The organism is Azospirillum aestuarii (assembly GCF_016632405.1).
Lineage (GTDB): Bacteria > Pseudomonadota > Alphaproteobacteria > Azospirillales > Azospirillaceae > Azospirillum > Azospirillum aestuarii.
In genome coordinates, this window is record NZ_JAEPIV010000008.1 from 122,267 (window position 1) to 141,159 (window position 18,893).

Consider the following 18,893-nt stretch of genomic DNA (forward strand, 5'->3'; position numbering starts at 1 on the left):
GGGCGGCGATGACCGACGCCAGGTCCGACGCGGTCGCAGACGCCCGACTCGACCGGCTGTGGGAGCGTGGCTGCGCCTTCCTCGGCACGCGCACCGCCATCATGGGCGGCGCGATGAGCTGGGTGTCGGAACGCCGCCTCGTCTCCGCCATCTCCAACGCCGGCGGCTTTGGCGTTCTCGCCTGCGGCTCGATGCCGCCGGACCTGCTGGCGGCGGAGATCGCCGCCACGCAGGCGCTGACGGCGAAGCCCTTTGGCGTCAACCTCATCAACATGCACCCGGACCTCGGCCGTCTGATCGACGTCTGCCGGGAGCTGGCGGTGAGCCACGTGGTGATCGCCGGGGGCTTCCCCAGCGGCGCCACCATCAAGCGGATCAAGGACGGCGGCGCCCGCGCCATGACCTTCGCCCCGACGCTGGTCAGCGGCAGGCGGATGGTCAAGCTCGGCATCGACGCCCTGGTGATCGAGGGCACGGAGGCCGGCGGCCACATCGGCCCCGTCTCCACCACCGTCCTGGCGCAGGAGATCCTGCCCGACCTGCGCGAGGTCCCGGTCTTCGTGGCCGGTGGCATCGGGCGCGGCGAGGCCATCCTGTCCTATCTGGAGCAGGGGGCGGCGGGCGTGCAGATCGGCACCCGCTTCGTCTGCGCCACCGAATCCATCGCGCACCAGCGCTTCAAGCAGGTCTTCATCAAGGCCTCGGCGCGCGACGCCCAGGCGTCGGTGCAGATCGACCCGCGCTTTCCGGTGATCCCGGTGCGGGCGCTGACCAACGCCGGGTCGAAGCGCTTCATGGAGCTTCAGCGCGAGGTCATCGCCCGCGTGGACCGCGGCGAGAAGACGCGCGACGAAGGCATTCTGGAGATCGAGCATTTCTGGGCCGGCGCGCTGCGCCGCGCGGTGATCGACGGCGACGTTGAAAGCGGCTCGCTGATGGCCGGGCAGAGCGTCGGGCTGGTCACGCGCGAGCAGCCGGTGGCCGAGATCATCGGCGACCTGATCGCCCAGGCCGAAGCGGCGCTGGCCGCCCGCTGCCCGCCGTCCTCCGACCGATCCTCCGACCGGTCGCCCGCGGTGGGCGGGCAGCCGGTGATCGGTCAATCGGCCATCCTGGGAGCGGCCTGATGACCGGCGTCCTGGGCGACATCCCCGCCGGTTCGCCGGGCTTCGACGGCGCCGCGTCGCGCCGCCTGCTGGCGCGGCTGCGCGACGTCATGGCGGGGTCCGGCTCCGGCCAGGAGCGGCTGGACAAGATCGTCACGCTGATCGGCATGGAGATGGGGGCGGACGTCTGCTCCTGCTACGTCATGCGGGCGGGCGAGGTGCTGGAGCTGTTCTCCACCGTCGGCCTGAACCAGGACGCCGTGCACAACACCCGCCTGCGCGTAGGCGAGGGCATCGTCGGCGACATCGCCGGCCACGCGCGGCCCATCGCGCTGGACAACGCGCCGTCACACCCCAGCTTCGTCTACCGCCCGGAAACCGGGGAGGACCCCTTCCTGTCGCTGGCCGGCGTGCCGATCCTGCGCGGCGGCAAGGTCCGCGGCGTCCTGGTCATCCAGCACAAGGACCGCCGCCGCTACACCGAGGTCGAGGTCGAGACGCTCCAGACCATCGCCATGGTGGTGGCCGAGCTGGTTGCCCAGGGCGAACTGGTCAACCCGCAGGAGGTCGCCTCCACCGGCGATCCGGCCCTGCTGCCGGCCCGCCTGTCGGGCACGTCGCTGGCCAGTGGTCTGGCGATGGGTCTGGCGGTGATCCACCGCCCGCAGCTGACCATCCGCCAGATGGTGTCGGAGGACGCGGAGAGCGAGCTGGCCCGGCTGAACGCCGCCATCGCCACCATGCACAGCGCCATCGACGACCTGTTGAACGCGGCGGCGCTGGCGGGACTGAGCGAGCCCAAGGACATTCTGGAAACCTACCGCATGTTCGCGGAGGACCGCGGGTGGCTGTCGCGCATCCGCGAGGCGATCCGCATGGGGCTGACGGCGGAAGGGGCGGTGCAGCAGGTGCAGAACGACACCCGCGCCCGCATGAGCCACCTGACGGACCCCTACATCCGCGAACGGCTGCTCGACCTGGAGGATCTGACCAACCGGCTGCTCCAGCATCTCGCCGGGCGCAAGTCGGAGGCCGACGGCGGCACGCTGCCGGAGGACATCGTCCTGGTCGCGCGGTCCATGGGGCCGGCGGAGCTTCTCGACTACGACCAGCGCCGCCTGCGCGGCGTGATCCTGGAGGAAGGCTCGCCGTCCAGCCACGTCTGCATCGTGGCCCGCGCGCTGAACATTCCGGTGGTGCAGGCGCCCGACGCGCTGAACCGGATCGAGCCGCTGGACCCGGTGATCGTGGACGGCGACCACGGGCAGGCCTTCGTCCGCCCGGCGGAGGACATCCAGATGGCCTTCGCGGAGGCCGTGGCCCTGCGCGCCCGCAAGGAGCAGATGTACGAGGCGATCCGCGCGCTGCCCTCGGTGACGCGGGACGGCGTGCCGATCTCCATCCAGCTGAACTGCGGCCTGCTGATCGACCTGCCGCATCTGAAGGCCAGCGGGGCGGAGGGGATCGGCCTCTACCGCACCGAAATCCCCTTCATGGTGCGCTCCACCTACCCGGACGTCCACGCGCAGACCGACCTCTATTCCCGCATCCTCGACCAGACCGACGACAAGCCGGTGGTCTTCCGCACGCTCGACGTCGGCGGTGACAAGATGCTGCCCTACATCGCGGCCAGCGAGGGGGAGGAGAATCCGGCGCTCGGCTGGCGGGCCATCCGCATCGGACTGGACCACCCGTCGCTGCTGCGCCAGCAGCTGCGCGCGCTGCTGCGGGCGTCCGCCGGGCGTCCGCTGTCGGTGATGTTCCCGATGATCGCCGAGGTGGCGGAATTCGACGCCGCCCGCCGCCTGCTCGACCTGGAGATCACCCGGCTGGCGAGCCAGGGCGGCGAGCCGCCCAGCCGCGTGCGCGTCGGCACGATGATCGAGGTGCCGGCGCTGCTGTGGCAGTTGCCGGCCCTGCTGCCACGGGTGGATTTCCTGTCGGTCGGCTCCAACGACCTGACCCAGTACATCTTCGCCAGCGACCGCGGCAACCCGCGCACCTCCGGCCGCTACGACCCGCTGTCGCCGGCCATGCTCAGCCTGCTGCGGCGGCTGGTCGAGGCCTGCGGCGACGCCAACGTCCCGGTCAGCATCTGCGGCGAGATGGCCGGCCGGCCGCTCGACGCCATGGCGCTGATCGGCATCGGCTTCCGCACCCTGTCGATGTCGCCGCCCTCGGTCGGGCCGGTGAAGACGATGCTGCGCTCCCTGGACGTGGCGGCGCTGCGCCAGTACATGAACGGGCTCTATCTGCGCGGCGACCACAGCCTGCGCGACAAGTTGCGCAGCTTCGCCAAGGACCACGGCGTCATCATCTGAGGCCGCGCCGACCCTTCCGGAATCATGTCCGGTATCGGCGTTTTGTTACAGCGGTCCGGACGAAGGGCGTATACAAGATGGCAGGATCACGGTCGTTCCCGGTTGCGCCGATCCCGCGGCTGGCGTACCCATGCCGGGGGTGCGACCATAAGTCATCCGAGGCGACGGTACGGTTGAGATGATGGGCAAGCGCAAGGTTTTCGGCTCCTACGACCCCGCGCAGGACGGCCCGGCGCAGACCGGCCCCAGCGTGTCCGACACCCTGCGCGAGACGCGCGAGAGCCTCGGCTACGACCTGCGCGAGGTCGCGACGATGCTGCGCATCCGCTACCCCTACCTCCAGGCCATCGAGGCGGGCCGGTTCGAGGACCTGCCGGGCACCACCTACGCCGCGGGCTTCCTGCGCTCCTACGCGGAATGCCTGGGGCTCGACCCGGACACCATCCTCACCCGCTACAAGGACGAGGCGGCGGGCCGCACGCGCAGCCAGCAGCTCTATTTCCCGACCCCGGTGCCGGAAGGCCGCATCCCCGGCGGCACGGTCCTGCTCGGCACGATGGTGCTGGCCGGCATCGTCTATGGCGGCTGGTACTATCTGTCGGCGACCGACCGGACGATGGTCGATCTGGTCCCGACCCTGCCCGACCGGCTGGTCTCGCTGCTCGACACGCTGCCCTTCAACGCCAGCCAGAACGGTGGCGGACAGAACGCCACGGTGCCGGCGCCCGCCGAGTCGCCCGCCGCCCCGGCGTCCGTTCCGACCGTGATGGCGGAGGCCCCGTCCGCTTCGGCGGTTCCCCCGGTGTCCGTCCCGCCCGCGGCCGGTGGCGCGTCCACGGCGGTGCCTGTTCCGGCGGCCCCGGCTCCCGCCGCCCCGGCCTCAACCGCCCCGGCCCCGACTGCCCAGGTCCCGACCGCCCAGGTCCCGACCGCCCAGGCCCCAGCCTCTTCGGCTCCGGCGAAGCCCGCCCCGGCCCCCGCTGCGGTGGTCGCCCAGCCGGCGCCGGCCGCTTCCGCCAAGCCGAACGCTCCCACGGCGGCCCCGGCTCCGGCCCCCGCGCCCTCGGCCCTGGTGAACGTCCCGCCGCCTCCGGCCGAGGACGACGAGTCCGAGGGCGCCACGCAGGAGCCGACCCCGCTCACCCCCGCCGCCCCGGCGATCGCCAGCCTGCCGCCCACGGCCCCCGCGGCGCCTCCGGCGGACGGGGCGCTGCCGTCGAAGGTCTACGGCACGCAGAACGCGGCTTCGCGCATCCAACTCCGCGCCACGCAGGACAGCTGGATTCAGGTGCGAGACAACAGCGGCGAGATCATCTTCACCCGCGTGCTGAAGCCGGGCGACGTCTACCGCGTGCCCGATCGCTCCGGCATCCGCGTCCGCACCGGCAACGCCGGCGGGCTGGTCGTCGTCACCGACGGGGTGGACGGCGCGCCGATGGGGGCGGTCGGGCAGGTGTTGCGCGACGTGTCGCTGGACCAGCACGCCCCGACCCTGCGCGGCGCCGCTCCCGCCCATTGAGGACGGGGCATTCACGGCTTTTTCCCTTGAATCCGGCGCGGCGGACCGCACTTCTGGCGTGACGCCGGCTGCGCTATAAGATCGCGCCGGACCCGATTCATGCCCCGAGGCCACAGCCCATGAGCAGCGTGCGCGCCTACCGCCAGATCCTTCGCCGCAAGTCCCGCCAGATCCGGGTGGGCAACGTGCTCGTCGGCGGCGATGCGCCGATCTCGGTGCAGACGATGACCAACACGCCGACCGCCGACGTGGCGGCGACGGTGGCGCAGATCCAGGCGGCGGAGCGGGTGGGCGCCGACATCGTGCGCGTCTCCTGCCCCGACCAGGAATCGGCGCTGGCGTTGAAGCAGATCGTGCCGCAGGTCTCGGTGCCGATCGTCGCGGACATCCATTTCCACTACAAGCGCGCCATCGAGGCGGCGCAGAGCGGGGCGGCCTGCCTGCGCATCAACCCCGGCAACATCGGCTCGGCGGAGCGGGTGCGCGAGGTGGTGAAGGCCGCCAAGGACTACGGCTGCTCCATGCGCATCGGCGTCAACGCCGGCTCGCTGGAGCAGGACCTGCTGGAGAAGTACGGCGAGCCCTGCCCGGAGGCGCTGGTCGAGAGCGCCCTGAATCACGCCAAGATCCTGGAGGACCATGACTTCACCGAGTTCAAGATCTCGGTGAAGGCGTCCGACGTGTTCCTGGCGGTGGCCGCCTACCAGGGCCTGGCCGAGGCCTGCGACTATCCGCTGCACATTGGCATCACCGAGGCCGGCGGCCTGCGCGCCGGGACGGTGAAGTCGTCGATCGGGCTGGGCATGCTGCTGTGGTCGGGCATCGGCGACACCATCCGCGTGTCCCTGTCGGCCGAGCCGGCAGAGGAGGTCCAGGTCGGCTACGAGATGCTAAAGTCGCTGGGCCTGCGGCGGCGCGGCGTCACGGTCATCTCCTGCCCGAGCTGCGCGCGGCAGAACTTCAACGTCATCAAGACGGTGGAGACGCTGGAGGCGCGGCTCGCCCACATCACCACGCCGCTGACCCTGTCGGTCATCGGCTGCGTGGTCAACGGCCCCGGCGAGGCGCGCGAGACCGACATCGGCCTGACCGGTGGCGGCAACAACACCCATCAGGTCTATCTGTCCGGCGTCACCGACCACCGGCTGAAGGACCAGGACATCGTGAACCACCTCGTCGGGCTGGTCGAGAAGAAGGCCGCCGAGATCGAGGCTGCAAAGGCGGCGGAGAAGGCTGCGGAACCGGCCGCCGAGTGACGGAACCGGCGCGGGCGGAAATTGAGTTAAGGACGCTCCGTGCCATCCGTGCTTAAATCCGCGGCAATCGTATCATTCTTGTGGGCCGTGCCGCGGCCTGGGCCAGAGTCAGAGTGACCGCTTCCTACTTCGTCATCGGCGCCAGCCACCGGTCCTGCTCCGGCGCGATCCGCGACCGTCTGACGACGGAGGAGGCGGAGGTCCCGGCTATGCTGGAGCGGCTGAGCGCCGCCGGCATCGCCCAGGCCATGTGGCTCAGCACCTGCGACCGGGTCGAAGTGCAGGCGGTCCACGAGCGCCCGAACGAGGCGGCGCTGGCCATCGCCAGGATCATGGCGGAGCGGGTGGGGCTGGGGGACACCGACCTCGCCGGGCAGCTCTACACCCTGACCGGTGCGGCGGCGGTGCGGCACGTCTTCGCCGTCGCCTGCTCGCTCGACAGCCAGATCATCGGCGAGCCGCACATCCTGGGGCAGGTCAAGGCCGCCCATCGCCACGCCGCCGCCGCCGGCCTGTCCGGGCCGGAACTGGAGGTGCTTCTCCAGGCCGCCTACGGCGCCGCCAAGCGGGTGCGCCGCGAGACGCCGATCGCCGAGGGCGCCACCTCGCTGGTCGCCGCGGCGGTCCAGGTGGCGCGCGACCTGCACGGTGACCTGAAGCGCTGCACCGGCCTGCTGATGGGGCTGGGCGACATGGGCGCCCTGGTGCTGGAGGGTCTGCGCGAGGCCGGGCTGGGGCGGCTGACCGTCGCCGCCCCGGTGGACCGCCGGGCCGAAGCGGCGGCGCGGCGGCTGGACAGCCACTTCGCGCCCTGGGCCGATCTCGATTCGGCGCTGACCAGCGCGGATATCGTGGTGACCGCGGCGGGTCTGGGGCGCTATATCCTTTCCGCGCCGCAGTTGGGGGCGGCCTTGAAGCGCCGCCGCCGGCGCCCGGTGTTCGTGGTGGACGCGGCGATCCCCGCCGACGTCGATCCGGACGTCGCCGGGCTGGACGAGGCCTTCGTCTACGACCTCGCCGACCTGGAGCGCGTGGCGCTGCAGGGGCGGGTGGGGCGCGAGGCGGCGACCCAGGCGGCCTGGACCATCGTGGACGAGGCCCTGGCGGCCTTCGCCCGCCACCGGGCCGAGCGCGCCGCGGTGCCCGCCGTGGCGGCGCTGCGGACGCATTTCGAGACGGAGCGGCGGCGCCTGCTGGACGATCAGCGGGGGCTGGACGCGGCGTCGGCGACGCGGCTGCTGGTCAACCGGCTGCTGCACGGCCCGTCGGAGGCGCTGCGCGCCATGGCGGCGGAGCCGGACGGTGCCGGGATGGCGGAGCGGGCGGCGGCGGAACGGCTGCTGTTCCGGCTGTTCCGGCTGGACGAGCCCGCCGGAACCGGTCTGGGCGCCGGCCCAGGTGCCGGCCTTGGCGCCGGGAGTGATTTGGATAAGGACGAGCGACGTGAGCCTGGACGAGAAGTTCAATAGGGTCGTGGCCCGCCATGACGAGCTGCGGGACGCGATGGCGGCGGGGACGGTGGACCCGGCGGACTTCGCCCGGCTGTCGAAGGAATATGCCGACCTAACCCCGGTGGCCGAGGCCATCGGAGAGCTGAAGAAGGCGAAGGCCGAGGCCGCCGACCTCGCCGGCATGATCGCCGACCCGGCGGGTGACGCCGACATGAAGGCGCTGGCCGAGGAGGAGTTCGGCGATCTCACCCGCCGCATCCCCGCCCTGGAGCGCCGGGTGCAGATTTCCCTGCTGCCCAAGGACGAGGCGGACGAGAAGAACGCCATCCTGGAGGTGCGCGCCGGCACCGGCGGCGACGAGGCGGCCCTGTTCGCCGCGGAGCTGTTCGAGATGTACCGCCGCTACGCCGGGCTTCAGGGTTGGCGGTTCGAGACGATGGAGGTCAGCGAGACCGGCATCGGCGGCTACAAGGAGGCCATCGCCAACATCACCGGCCGCAACGTGTTCGCCCGGCTGAAGTTCGAATCGGGGGTCCACCGCGTGCAGCGCGTCCCGGCGACCGAGACCCAGGGGCGCATCCACACCTCCGCCGCCACCGTCGCGGTGCTGCCCGAGGCGGAGGAGGTGGACATCCACATCGACGAGAAGGACCTGCGCATCGACGTGTTCCGCTCCAGCGGTCCCGGCGGCCAGTCGGTGAACACGACGGACAGCGCGGTGCGCATCACCCACCTGCCGACCGGCCTCGTCGTCAGCCAGCAGGACGAGAAGAGCCAGCACAAGAACAAGGCCAAGGCCCTGAAGGTGCTGCGCGCCCGTCTCTACGAGCGGGAGCGCGCCGAGAAGGACAAGGTCCGCGCCGCCGACCGCAAGAGCCAGGTGGGTTCCGGCGACCGCTCGGAGCGCATCCGCACCTACAACTTCCCACAGGGCCGGGTGACCGACCACCGCATCAACCTGACGCTCTACAAGATCGAGAAGGTGATGGCCGGCGAGGCGCTGGACGAGCTGATCGACGCGCTGACGGCCGAGGACGAGGCGGCGCGGCTGTCGGAACTGCAATAGGGCGGGTTGTCTATTCCCCCTCCACCGCCAACGGCGGGGGAGGGTCGGGGAGGGGGCCGAGCGCTTCGCCGATCATGCGCGCCACGCCCTCCGGCTTGTTCAGCACGTCGTTGTTCCAGAAGCGCAGGATTCGCCAGCCGTGTTGCCGCAAATGCTCGTCCCGGGCGGAATCGTAGGCGGAGTCGGCGTGCTGGCCGCCATCCGCCTCAACCACCAGCCGCGCTTCGACGCAGGCGAAGTCCGCGATGTAGGGAGGGATCGGGTGCTGACGCCGGAAATACCATCCATCGATCTGGCGCCGCCGCACAATCGCCCAAAGCTTCCGCTCCGCGTCGGTCGGGACATGGCGCATGGTTCGGGCGCGGTCGCGCGTGTTTTCCTTGATACGGGGCATGGTGGCCTACCTCTTGCCCCCTCCCTAACCCTCCCCCGCTGTGCGGTGGAGGGGACAAAGCGACGCAGCGTTCAAGCTCCCTCCACCGCCAACGGCGGGGGAGGGCTGGGGGGCAATTCATGACCATCACGCTTCACCAACTCCGCCGCACCGCCGAGGCCCGCCTGCGCGAGGCCGGGGTGGACACCCCCGACCTCGACGCGCGCCTTCTGGTCGAGCACGCGCTGGGCGTCACCCGCCATGACCTGTTCACCCGGGCCAACGACCCCGTGCCCGAACCGGACACCGCGCGCCTCCTCGCCCTGGTCGAGCGGCGGGCGGCGCGGGAGCCGGTGGGGCGCATCCTGGGCCATCGCGAGTTCTGGACGATCGACCTCGCCCTCACCCCCGACACCCTCGAACCCCGTCCCGACACCGAGACGCTGGTGGAAGCGGTGCTGAAGGCCCTGTCCGACCGCAACGCGCCGCTGCGGCTGCTCGACCTCGGCACCGGCACCGGTTGCATCCTGCTGGCCCTGCTGGCCGAACTGCCCAACGCCAGCGGCCTTGGCGTCGATCTCAGCCCCGGCGCGGTGGCCGCCGCCACGGAGAACGCGGCGCGCAACGGGCTGGCGGAGCGGGCGCGCTTCCAGACCGGGAACTGGGGCGCCGGGCTGGCCGAGCGGTTCGCCGTCGTCGTCTCCAACCCGCCCTACATCCCCAGCGCCGACATCGCCGCCCTGGACCCGGAGGTGCGGGAGCACGACCCGCTGCGCGCGCTGGACGGCGGCGCGGACGGGCTGAACGCTTACCGGATCATCGCCTCCCAGCTTCCGGACCTGCTCCAGCCGGGTGGTCTGGCCGGGCTGGAGGTCGGGCAAGGCCAGGCGGCGGACGTGACGGGGCTGCTGGCCGCCGCCGGGCTGGAACCGGCGGGCGTCTTCCGGGATCTGGGCGGCGTGGAACGCTGTGTCCTGGGGTGGAAGCGCGTGTGATTTCGCCCCATCCCCCCAAAAAAAAGGTTGGATTGGCGCGCGGTCCCCAGTAGGGTGCAAGTACGACGATGGCCCAGGGACGATCATCCCAGGGCGTCCCATGGCCTCCGGAAACCCCGCGCGGTTGGGCGGACGTCCGAGAAGGCAGACCGGCAGACCGGTTGATCGGTTGGGCGCGTCGATTTGATCCCTGCGACCCATCCGCGGTTGGTTCCGCGGCGGGCTCGGCGACCGGATGGTCAGCCAGGGCGTTCGCGGGATTGCACTTCTCTTACATGGGGCCATAAGAGCCAAATGAGACAAGGACCGAACTCCAGGCGCTCGCGCGGTCGTGGCAACGGCGGCGGTGGTGGCGGAGGTGGCGGCGGCGGAGGTGGCGGCGGCAACCGCCGGCAGAACGTTCCGCTGCGTCACCAGACCTTCGACAGCAATGGTCCGGACGTGCGCATCCGCGGCAACGCGTGGCAGGTCCATGAGAAGTATCTGGCGCTGGCCCGCGACGCCTCCTCGTCCGGCGACCGCGTCCAGGCGGAAAACTACATGCAGCATGCGGAGCATTATTTCCGCATCATCAACCAGATCCAGGAATCGGAAAACCGCCAGCGCGGCAACGTCGGCACCGCGGGCCTCGGCCCGCAGCCCAGCATGGGCGGTTCGGCGGAGGACGAGGACGACGGCGAGATGGGCGACGAGTCCGACACCGTTGCCGACGAACGCACCCCGATGAGCGCCTGATACAAAGAGTCTGACGCCCGTCAGTCCCGAGGCCGGCGACACCCGGTTTCAGGACTGGCCGGCTTCAGGAATGTTCGGTTTCAGGCCGGCAGGTCTTCGGCCAACGACACCGGGTCGCCCACCGCGATCCGGCCCCCATGCACCACCCGGGCATAGACGCCGCACTGCGTGTGGTCGTAACCGCGTTCCAGGATGGGAAGCGTGTTGAGGTCGCGCGCGCCGGTCGCCGGATTGACCTCGCTGGACGGCCGGCAGTCCTTATGGTCGCAGATGCGCAGGGTGACGCCGCCGACGCACAGCAGCGCGCCGATCCACTGGCGTTCCACCCAGGGCTCCAGCCCGTCGATCATCAGGTTGGCGCGGAAGCGCCGCGGATCGACCGGCTGCTTGGCCACCCGCTCCTCCAGATCGCGCACGCTGGCGAGATTGAGGATGGAGACCGCGGCCTCTTCCCGGTCGGTGAAGGAAAAGCCGCCGCCCTGCGCCGGGTGCCTGGCCTCGGCCAGCTTGGGCAGGCCGGGAGCCGCGCCGGCCAGATAGGCGGCGAAGAACTGCTCGACCAGCATCCGGCCCATCGGCTGGTCCAGGCGCCCGCGCGACACCGGCTTGCCGCCGCGCCGGATGATCAGCGACTGGGTGGCTTCGTCGAACTCGGTGTCGAGCAGCGCCAACTTCTCGTTCCGGTCGAGCGTGAAGAAATCCTCGTTGGGGCGCCAGCCCTCGACATCCGCGGTCTGGGCCGCCGGGCCGTGCAGCAGGCCGAAGCGCCGGTCAAAGGGGATGGGTTGGCCGGTGACGAGGTCAACGGCGGGAAGATCCTGGCCGCTCAGCCCCTTCACGGGGTAGCGGCGTATGGCGGCGACGGTCGCGGGCATTGCATCGCACAATGGTGGGACCGGTTCGCTTCTGTCAACCGTCGCAATCGAAAACCGTCACCACCGCTCGGCCAAAGGCTCCCGACCCTGGAACTCGGCGATTCGCCGCCGCGTCGCGGGGGAGGTGTCCTCCGGCAGCCGGTCCAGCGGGAAGAAGTGCGCCTCCAGGATCTCCACCCCATCGGCCCGCAGCGTTCCCGACCATCCTTGCGCGACGAAGACCGCCACATGGTCGCTCGCCCCGTGCCGGAAGCGGGCGTAGACGCCGAAGGGCTGCGGGCCGCTCTCCACGGTCAACCCGACCTCTTCCCGCACCTCGCGCCGCATGGCCTCCACCAGCGTCTCCCCTTTTCCGACTCCACCGCCCGGAAAATGCCAGCCGCCGACATAGCTGTGACGGATCAGCAGGACCGAGGCCGGACCGCCCCCGGCGCCCCCTCCGGTGCCCGAGTCGTCCAGGATGATTCCCCGCACCCCCATGGTCAGCGGACGCGCCACCCAATGCCAGACGTTGCGGCCGTGCCAGGCCAGCCGCAACAGGGGGGAGGTCAGAGTGGGCCGCAGGGCCGTGGGTGAGGGGTTGCGCGAGGTGCTGGTGGGCGTCGCCGTCATGAAAAAAGCATTCCGTGGCATTGAACGAAAACCCTAGCCCTATCCGGGGGGCCGCGGAAAGCCACCCTTTCGGCGCGGGTCCGACAAAAGCAATAACCACGCACCTCGGGGGGTCTTGCATACGGATGGGCCTCTCCCACATCTACGGCGACGCATGCATCCTTGCGGATCGCACTGGTAACGTGGATCGGACTGACCGGGCTGCCTCGCGGACGGTCGGCGATGAAGGGAGCACATCATGGACTTCGAAAAATACACCGAGCGCAGCCGTGGCTTCGTGCAGGCGGCGCAGACCCTTGCCCTGCGGCGCGGCCACCAGCGGCTGACGCCGGAACACCTGCTGAAGACCCTTCTGGACGACAAGGAGGGGCTGGCGGCCAACCTGATCCGTGCGGCCGGCGGCGACCCCGCCCTGGCGCTGTCGGGGGTGGACGCCGAGCTGGACAAGCAGCCCAAGGTGGAAGGCACCGGCGCCGGTCAGGTGTACCTGACCCCGGAACTGTCGCGCGTGTTCGAGCAGGCCGAGACGGTCGCCAAGAAGGCCGGCGACAGCTACGTCACGGCGGAGCGCATCCTGCTGGCGCTCGCCATGGCCGACGGCACGCCGTCCGCCGCGGTGCTGAAGCGCGCGGGCGTCACCCCGCAGGCGCTGAACACCGCGATCAACGAGGTCCGCAAGGGCCGCACCGCCGACACGGCCAGCGCCGAGCAGGGCTACGACGCGCTGAAGAAATACGCCCGCGACCTCACCGAGTCGGCGCGGGAGGGCAAGCTCGACCCCGTCATCGGGCGCGACGAGGAGATCCGCCGCACCATCCAGGTGCTGGCGCGGCGCACCAAGAACAACCCCGTCCTGATCGGCGAGCCGGGCGTCGGCAAGACCGCCATTGTCGAGGGCCTCGCCCAGCGCATCGTCAAGGGCGACGTGCCGGAGGGGCTGAAGAACAAGAAGCTGCTGGCGCTCGACCTCGCCGGCATGGTGGCCGGCGCCAAGTACCGCGGCGAGTTCGAGGAGCGGCTGAAGGCCGTGCTCCAGGAGATCCAGGCGGCGGCGGGCGAGATCATCGTCTTCATCGACGAGCTGCACACGCTGGTCGGGGCCGGCAAGGCGGACGGCGCCATGGACGCCTCCAACATGCTGAAGCCCGCCCTGGCGCGCGGCGAGCTGCACTGTGTCGGTGCCACCACGCTGGACGAGTACCGCAAGCACATCGAGAAGGACGCAGCACTCGCCCGGCGCTTCCAGCCCGTCTTCGTGCCCGAGCCGACGGTGGAGGACACCATCTCCATCCTGCGCGGCCTGAAGGAGCGCTACGAGGTGCACCACGGAGTGCGGATCACCGACGCGGCCATCGTGTCGGCGGCGACCCTGTCGAACCGCTACATCACCGACCGCTTCCTGCCCGACAAGGCCATCGACCTGATCGACGAGGCGGCGAGCCGCCTGCGCATGGCCGTGGACAGCAAGCCGGAGAACATCGACGAGCTGGACCGCCGGATCATCCAGCTCAAGATCGAGCGGGAGGCGCTGAAGCGCGAGTCCGACGACGCCTCGCGCACGCGGCTCGCCAACCTGGAAGGCGAGCTGGCCGATCTGGAGCAGGAATCCGCCGAGCTGACCGCCAAGTGGCAGGCCGAGAAGGACCAGCTCCAGGGCGCCCAGAAGATCAAGGAGGACCTGGAGAAGGCCCGCACCGAGCTGGAGCAGGTGCAGCGCGACGGCAACTGGGGCCGGGCCGGTGAACTCGCCTACGGCGTGATCCCGGAGCTGGAGAAGCGGCTGAAGGACGCGGATGCCCACGCCGCCAACCGCATGCTGAACGAGGAGGTGCGCGACAGCGACATCGCCGCCGTGGTCAGCCGCTGGACCGGCGTGCCGGTGGACAAGATGCTGGCCGGCGAGCGCGAGAAGCTGCTGGCGATGGAAACCCGCCTGAAGTCCCGCGTGATCGGCCAGGACGAGGCCATCGTCGCGGTCTCCAACGCCGTCCGCCGCGCCCGCGCTGGCCTGCAGGACCCCAACCGGCCGATCGGCTCCTTCCTGTTCCTCGGTCCGACCGGCGTCGGCAAGACCGAGCTGACCAAGGCGCTGGCCGAGTTCCTGTTCGACGACGAGACGGCCATGGTCCGGCTCGACATGTCGGAATACATGGAGAAGCACTCGGTCGCCCGTATGATCGGCGCGCCTCCGGGCTATGTCGGCTATGAGGAGGGCGGGGCGCTGACCGAGGCGGTGCGCCGCCGGCCTTATCAGGTCGTCCTGTTCGATGAGGTGGAGAAGGCCCATCCGGACGTCTTCAACGTGCTGCTCCAGGTGCTCGACGACGGGCGGCTGACCGACGGGCAGGGGCGGACGGTGGATTTCCGCAACGTGGTCATCATCATGACCTCGAACCTAGGCTCCGAGGTGCTGGCGGCCCAGCCGGAAGGCCAGGACAGCGGCGCCGTGCGCGACGAGGTGATGGAGGTGGTGCGCGCCCACTTCCGGCCGGAGTTCCTGAACCGGCTGGACGAGATCCTGCTGTTCCACCGCCTGGACCGCAGCCACATGGGCGGGATCGTGACGATCCAGCTCGGCCGGCTGGTCAGGATGCTGGCCGACCGCGAGATCACGCTGGAGGTGGACGAGGCGGCGACGCACTGGCTGGCCGAGGCCGGCTACGACCCGGTCTACGGCGCGCGTCCGCTGAAGCGGGTGATCCAGCGGGAGCTTCAGAACCCGCTCGCCACCATGATCCTGGAGGGCCGCGTCGCCGACGGCCAGACGGTGAAGGTTGGGGCGGAAGGCGGCGAGCTGACCATCAACGGCCTGCCCGTCTCCGCCCAGGTGCGCAGCGCGGCGACGCAGCCGGTGACGACCGTGCATTGATGACGTGTGGCGAGGGGCCTTTCGCGAGGCCCCTCGTTCGTCACGTCACCACGAATTCCCGCGCCACCGCGGCGAAGTGGCAGGAGGCCGCCACGACGACCAGCGCGTGCCAGACCGGGATGTTGTAGGGCAGACGGTCCATTGTGTGGATGAAGGCCCCCACCGTGTAGACCACCCCGCCCGCCGCCAGCAGGGCGAGCGTGACCGGGGACAGCGACCGCCACAGCGGTTCGGCCACCGACAGGATGGCCCAGCCGAGCCCGAGATAAAGCACGAAGCCCAGCCGCTCGTACCGCCAGGACGCGAACAGCTTCAGCCCCGCCCCGCCCAGAGCCACCACCCACACCGCGATGCCCAGCGGGATTCCCGCGGCGCCGTCCAGCCGGTTCAGGGTGAAGGGGGTGTAGCTTCCGGCGATCATCACATAGATCATCGCGTGGTCGATCCGCCGCAGCACCGCCTTGCGCCGCCCCGGCGGTGCCAGGTTGTAGGCGGCGGAGGCGGTCAGCATGCCGACCAGCCCGGCGCCGTAGGCGACCAGCGACACCATCTCGGTCGCGGAGGCGTGGCCCGCCGTCACGACCAGCAGCCAGGACGCGCCGATCAGGCCGGCGATCACGCCGATGGCGTGGATGACCGCGTCCGCCGCACGCTCCCCCGCCGTGTGGACGGGAAACTCGAAGCAGGAATCGGGCTTCATGGGACCAGCCTGCCGGAAAGGCGGGCGGATGGAAAGCCCTCCCCCGGCACCCCGGCCCCATCGGAGGCGGTAACCCCACAAGGGTAAGCGGAGCCGGATGGACTTGTCTCCCGGACAATAAAAGGCGGGCGGATGGCCCGTCGCAGCGCTATGGTCCGCAGCCCGACGCCGTTCCACGGACCGGTCCGACAAGACGCTTCAGAACGATCATGACCAGACGATCCAGCTTTGCCGCCGGCGCCCGCGACACCCTGCCGATGGTCATCGGCGCGGCGCCCTTCGGGATAATCTTCGGCACGCTGGTGGCCACCGGGCCGCTGGCGGCGTGGCAGGGGCAGCTCATGTCCCTGTCGGTCTTCGCGGGATCCAGCCAGTTCATCGCGCTCGGTCTGGTGGCCGGCCACGCCGGGCTGGCGGTGATCTGGCTGACCACCCTGATCGTGAACCTGCGCCACGCCCTCTACGCCGCCACGCTGCTGCCGCACGTCGCCCATCTGCCGGCGCGCTGGCGCTGGACGCTGGGCTTCTTCCTGACGGACGAGACCTTCGCGGTGATGGCCGGCTATTACGCCCGGCATCCGCGGGCGCCGCTCGGGCACTGGTACTTTCTGGGCTCCTGCCTGTCGATGTACGCGAACTGGCAGTTCTGGACCCTGGTCGGGCTGCTGTTCGGCGCGGCCTTTCCGCAGCTCCAGTCGCTTGGGCTCGACTTCGCGATGGTCGCCACCTTCATCGCCATCGTCGTCCCCCAGCTCGCCAGCCTGCCCAACTTCGCGGCGGCGGTGGCGGCAGGGGCCGTGGCCTATCTGGGGCAGGACGTGCCCTACAAGCTGGGGCTGATGGCCGCCGTGGTGGCCGGCGTCACCGTCGGGATGGCCCTGCAGCGCTGGCGCTCCGGCGGGCTGGAGGCTGGACGGCGGGAGGAGGAAGCGGCATGAGCGGGACCGTCCTGACCAACACCGTCATGATCCTGGGCATGGCGGCGGTCACCGTCTTCGTGAAGGCGGCGCTGTTCGTGCTGGGCGACCGGGTGGTCTTTCCGCCGCTGCTGAAACAGGCGCTGGGCTTCGTTCCGGTGACGGTGCTGACCGCCATCATCGTGCCGATGATCCTGTCCCCGAACGGCGAGGGATTGGAGCTGACCTGGGGGAACCCTCAACTGGTCGGCGCGCTGGCCGCCGTCCTGGCCTGCGTGGTGACGGGCAAGCAGCTCCTCACCATCGCCGTGGCGCTCGGCGTCTTCTTCGTCTGGCAGCTGGGCGTCCTCGCCTAGGACTGGAACCGGCGGCGCCACTTTCCTGCCACAAACAGTGCATAGCGGCTTTGCCGCGGCGCGGTGGCGCGGGTGGGGGCCATCCTGTATGGTCGTCCGATCGAAAGGGCTACCCGACAGAGTCCGTGATGACCAGACGCCTGCGCCTCGTTCCCGTCTCTCTCGCCGTGGCCTGCGCGGTGATGCTGACCGCCTGCCAGACGGGCCAGCGGACCAACCGCGCGCCCGTCGTGCAGGGGACCGCCAGCGCATCCCCGGCCGGGCTCGACACTGTCTCCGGCGAGTGGGAAACCGACAAGACCACCGCGCTGCGGTCGCAGCCGAGCAACGGCGCGCCCATCGTCGCCACCTTCCCGCCCGGCCAGCCCCTGAAGGTTCTGGGCCGCGCACGCGGCACCGACTGGGTGGCGGTGCAGGCGGTGGGGTCGACCGCCTATGTGCGGATTCATCTGCTGCGCCTGCGCGGCAGCGCGCCCATCCAGACGGCCCGCGGCACGACGACAACGGTCGCCAAGCCGGAGGACAACGCCGGCCCCTCGATCAAGGCCGCGCCGCGCCGCAGGATCGAGGCGACGCCGATCGCGAACTGAGGCGGGGGGTTACGGCTTGCCCCTACCCCGGCCCTCCCCCGCTGGGCGGGGGAGGGAGAAAAGTTCCCTCCCCTGCGAAAGCGGGGGAGGGTTAGGGTGGGGGCAAGGCTGATCTCGCCTCTCAGAACTCCTTCCAGTCGTCGTCCTCGCTGACGTTGCGCTTGAGCGCGGTGCCCGAATGGGACACCGCACGAGCCGCCGGCTTGGCCGCGGCGCGGGACGGGCGCGATGCCGGAGCGGCCGTACGGGCAACCGGCGCGACGTGCCGCGACGCCGCAGCGGTGGTCGCAACGGCGACCGGCACGGCGCGCGGGTCCAGCTTGAAGAAGCCGATCAGCCCCTTCAGGTCGTTCGCCTGACCGGCCATCGCCTGCGCCGCGGCGGTGGTCTCCTCGACCAGCGCGGCGTTCTTCTGGGTCATCTCGTCCATTTGCGAGACGGTGGCGTTGATCTCGTCGAGCGCCGCCGCCTGCTCGCTCGACGCCGAGGCCATCTCGGCGATCAGCCCGGCGACCTGCTGGACGCCCGACACGATGCCCTCCAGCGCGTCGCCGGCCTTTTTGACCAGCTCCACCCCGTCCTTCACCTGGGCGTCGCTGTCCAGGATCAGGCCCTTGATCTCCTTGGACGCCTGGGCGGAGCGCTGAGCGAGGTTGCGCACCTCCTGCGCCACCACGGCGAAGCCGCGCCCGGCGTCGCCGGCCCGCGCCGCCTCCACCGCCGCGTTCAGCGCCAGCAGGTTGGTCTGGAAGGCGATCTCGTCGATCACCCCGATGATGTCGGTGATCTTGCGGCTCGACGCCTCGATGCGCTTCATCGCCTCGATCGCCGAGTCCGCCACCGTCCCGCCGGACTCCGCGGCGGTGCGGGCGTCGGTGGCCATGCCGTTGGCGCGCTGGGCGTTGTCGGCGTTGGAGCGTACGGTCGCCCCCAGCTCCTCCATGCTCGCCGCCGTCTCCTCCAGCGAGGAGGCCTGCTGCTCCGTCCGCTCCGCGAGGTCGGAGGAGCCGATGGAGACCTCGCCCGCCGCCGAGGCGATTGTGTCCGCCGCCTGGGTGATCTGGCCGACGATCTCCGACAGCTTGGCGGAGGTGGTGTTGACGTCGGTCTTCAGCGTCTGGAAGGCGCCCTGATAGTCGCGCTCCACCCGCT

General features: G+C 70.7%; 17 protein-coding genes. 12 read left to right on the forward strand and 5 right to left on the reverse strand.

Going from position 1 to position 18,893, the window contains the following annotated elements; genetic code table 11:
- Positions 1–8: 8 nt before the first annotated feature.
- The 6 genes from JJL56_RS16390 to prfA all read left to right on the forward strand — a co-directional run bounded on the left by JJL56_RS16390 (position 9) and on the right by prfA (position 8,719).
- Positions 9–1,127, forward strand: a complete 1,119-nt coding sequence (locus tag JJL56_RS16390; RefSeq protein ID WP_247889593.1) for an NAD(P)H-dependent flavin oxidoreductase — start codon at positions 9–11, stop codon at positions 1,125–1,127.
- Positions 1,127–3,427: a phosphoenolpyruvate--protein phosphotransferase gene (gene ptsP, locus JJL56_RS16395; protein ID WP_145627914.1), complete on the forward strand. Its 2,301-nt coding sequence runs from the start codon at positions 1,127–1,129 to the stop codon at positions 3,425–3,427. The genes JJL56_RS16390 and ptsP overlap by 1 nt, the downstream gene beginning before the upstream one ends.
- Positions 3,428–3,605: 178 nt before the next feature.
- Positions 3,606–4,946 (forward strand): helix-turn-helix domain-containing protein, encoded by a 1,341-nt coding sequence (locus JJL56_RS16400; protein ID WP_247891100.1) that lies wholly within the window; start codon positions 3,606–3,608, stop codon positions 4,944–4,946.
- A 119-nt stretch (positions 4,947–5,065) separates the two neighbouring features.
- Positions 5,066–6,202 (forward strand): flavodoxin-dependent (E)-4-hydroxy-3-methylbut-2-enyl-diphosphate synthase, encoded by a 1,137-nt coding sequence (ispG, locus tag JJL56_RS16405; protein ID WP_200485650.1) that lies wholly within the window; start codon positions 5,066–5,068, stop codon positions 6,200–6,202.
- A 113-nt stretch (positions 6,203–6,315) separates the two neighbouring features.
- A complete protein-coding gene (gene hemA / locus JJL56_RS16410) occupies positions 6,316–7,671 on the forward strand; it encodes a glutamyl-tRNA reductase (RefSeq protein ID WP_200485651.1) in 1,356 nt (451 codons plus the stop codon).
- Positions 7,646–8,719 (forward strand): peptide chain release factor 1, encoded by a 1,074-nt coding sequence (gene prfA / locus JJL56_RS16415; protein ID WP_200485652.1) that lies wholly within the window; start codon positions 7,646–7,648, stop codon positions 8,717–8,719. Before hemA ends, prfA begins: the two co-directional genes overlap by 26 nt.
- A 10-nt stretch (positions 8,720–8,729) precedes the next feature.
- Here prfA and JJL56_RS16420 read toward each other — a convergent pair whose 3' ends face one another.
- Positions 8,730–9,113 (reverse strand): endonuclease domain-containing protein, encoded by a 384-nt coding sequence (locus JJL56_RS16420; RefSeq protein WP_200485653.1) that lies wholly within the window; start codon positions 9,111–9,113, stop codon positions 8,730–8,732.
- Between the two features lie 119 nt (positions 9,114–9,232).
- Between JJL56_RS16420 and prmC the strand changes: the two genes are divergently transcribed.
- Both prmC and JJL56_RS16430 read left to right on the forward strand, forming a co-directional pair.
- A complete protein-coding gene (prmC, locus tag JJL56_RS16425) occupies positions 9,233–10,087 on the forward strand; it encodes a peptide chain release factor N(5)-glutamine methyltransferase (RefSeq protein WP_145627905.1) in 855 nt (284 codons plus the stop codon).
- Between the two features lie 294 nt (positions 10,088–10,381).
- On the forward strand, positions 10,382–10,822 hold the full coding sequence (locus JJL56_RS16430; RefSeq protein WP_145627903.1) for a DUF4167 domain-containing protein: 441 nt from the start codon (positions 10,382–10,384) through the stop codon (positions 10,820–10,822).
- Between the two features lie 80 nt (positions 10,823–10,902).
- On the opposite strand, the gene JJL56_RS16435 is transcribed toward JJL56_RS16430, so the two are convergent.
- Positions 10,903–11,697 carry an MOSC domain-containing protein gene (locus JJL56_RS16435; protein WP_145627902.1) on the reverse strand — a complete coding sequence of 265 codons (795 nt, stop codon included), beginning with the start codon at positions 11,695–11,697 and terminating at the stop codon, positions 10,903–10,905.
- A gap of 57 nt (positions 11,698–11,754) precedes the next feature.
- Positions 11,755–12,309, reverse strand: coding sequence for an NUDIX domain-containing protein (locus JJL56_RS16440; protein ID WP_145627900.1), 555 nt, complete (start codon positions 12,307–12,309; stop codon positions 11,755–11,757).
- Between the two features lie 238 nt (positions 12,310–12,547).
- Here JJL56_RS16440 and clpB point away from each other — a divergent pair, with 238 nt between their 5' ends.
- A complete protein-coding gene (gene clpB, locus JJL56_RS16445) occupies positions 12,548–15,178 on the forward strand; it encodes an ATP-dependent chaperone ClpB (protein ID WP_200485654.1) in 2,631 nt (876 codons plus the stop codon).
- Between the two features lie 40 nt (positions 15,179–15,218).
- On the opposite strand, the gene trhA is transcribed toward clpB, so the two are convergent.
- Positions 15,219–15,878 carry a PAQR family membrane homeostasis protein TrhA gene (gene trhA, locus JJL56_RS16450; protein ID WP_145627896.1) on the reverse strand — a complete coding sequence of 220 codons (660 nt, stop codon included), beginning with the start codon at positions 15,876–15,878 and terminating at the stop codon, positions 15,219–15,221.
- A 209-nt stretch (positions 15,879–16,087) separates the two neighbouring features.
- Between trhA and JJL56_RS16455 the strand changes: the two genes are divergently transcribed.
- The 3 genes from JJL56_RS16455 to JJL56_RS16465 all read left to right on the forward strand — a co-directional run bounded on the left by JJL56_RS16455 (position 16,088) and on the right by JJL56_RS16465 (position 17,741).
- Positions 16,088–16,816 carry an AzlC family ABC transporter permease gene (locus JJL56_RS16455; protein WP_145627895.1) on the forward strand — a complete coding sequence of 243 codons (729 nt, stop codon included), beginning with the start codon at positions 16,088–16,090 and terminating at the stop codon, positions 16,814–16,816.
- The gene (locus JJL56_RS16460; RefSeq protein ID WP_200485655.1) at positions 16,813–17,151 is read left to right on the forward strand and encodes an AzlD domain-containing protein; all 339 of its coding nucleotides are present in this window, start codon (positions 16,813–16,815) and stop codon (positions 17,149–17,151) included. Before JJL56_RS16455 ends, JJL56_RS16460 begins: the two co-directional genes overlap by 4 nt.
- A gap of 128 nt (positions 17,152–17,279) precedes the next feature.
- Entirely contained in the window at positions 17,280–17,741 is a 462-nt protein-coding gene (locus JJL56_RS16465; RefSeq protein WP_145627892.1) for an SH3 domain-containing protein, read from the forward strand.
- A 121-nt stretch (positions 17,742–17,862) separates the two neighbouring features.
- Here JJL56_RS16465 and JJL56_RS33135 read toward each other — a convergent pair.
- Positions 17,863–18,893, reverse strand: a 1,031-nt coding sequence (locus tag JJL56_RS33135; protein WP_247891101.1) for a methyl-accepting chemotaxis protein, incomplete at its 5' end; no start/stop codon positions are given.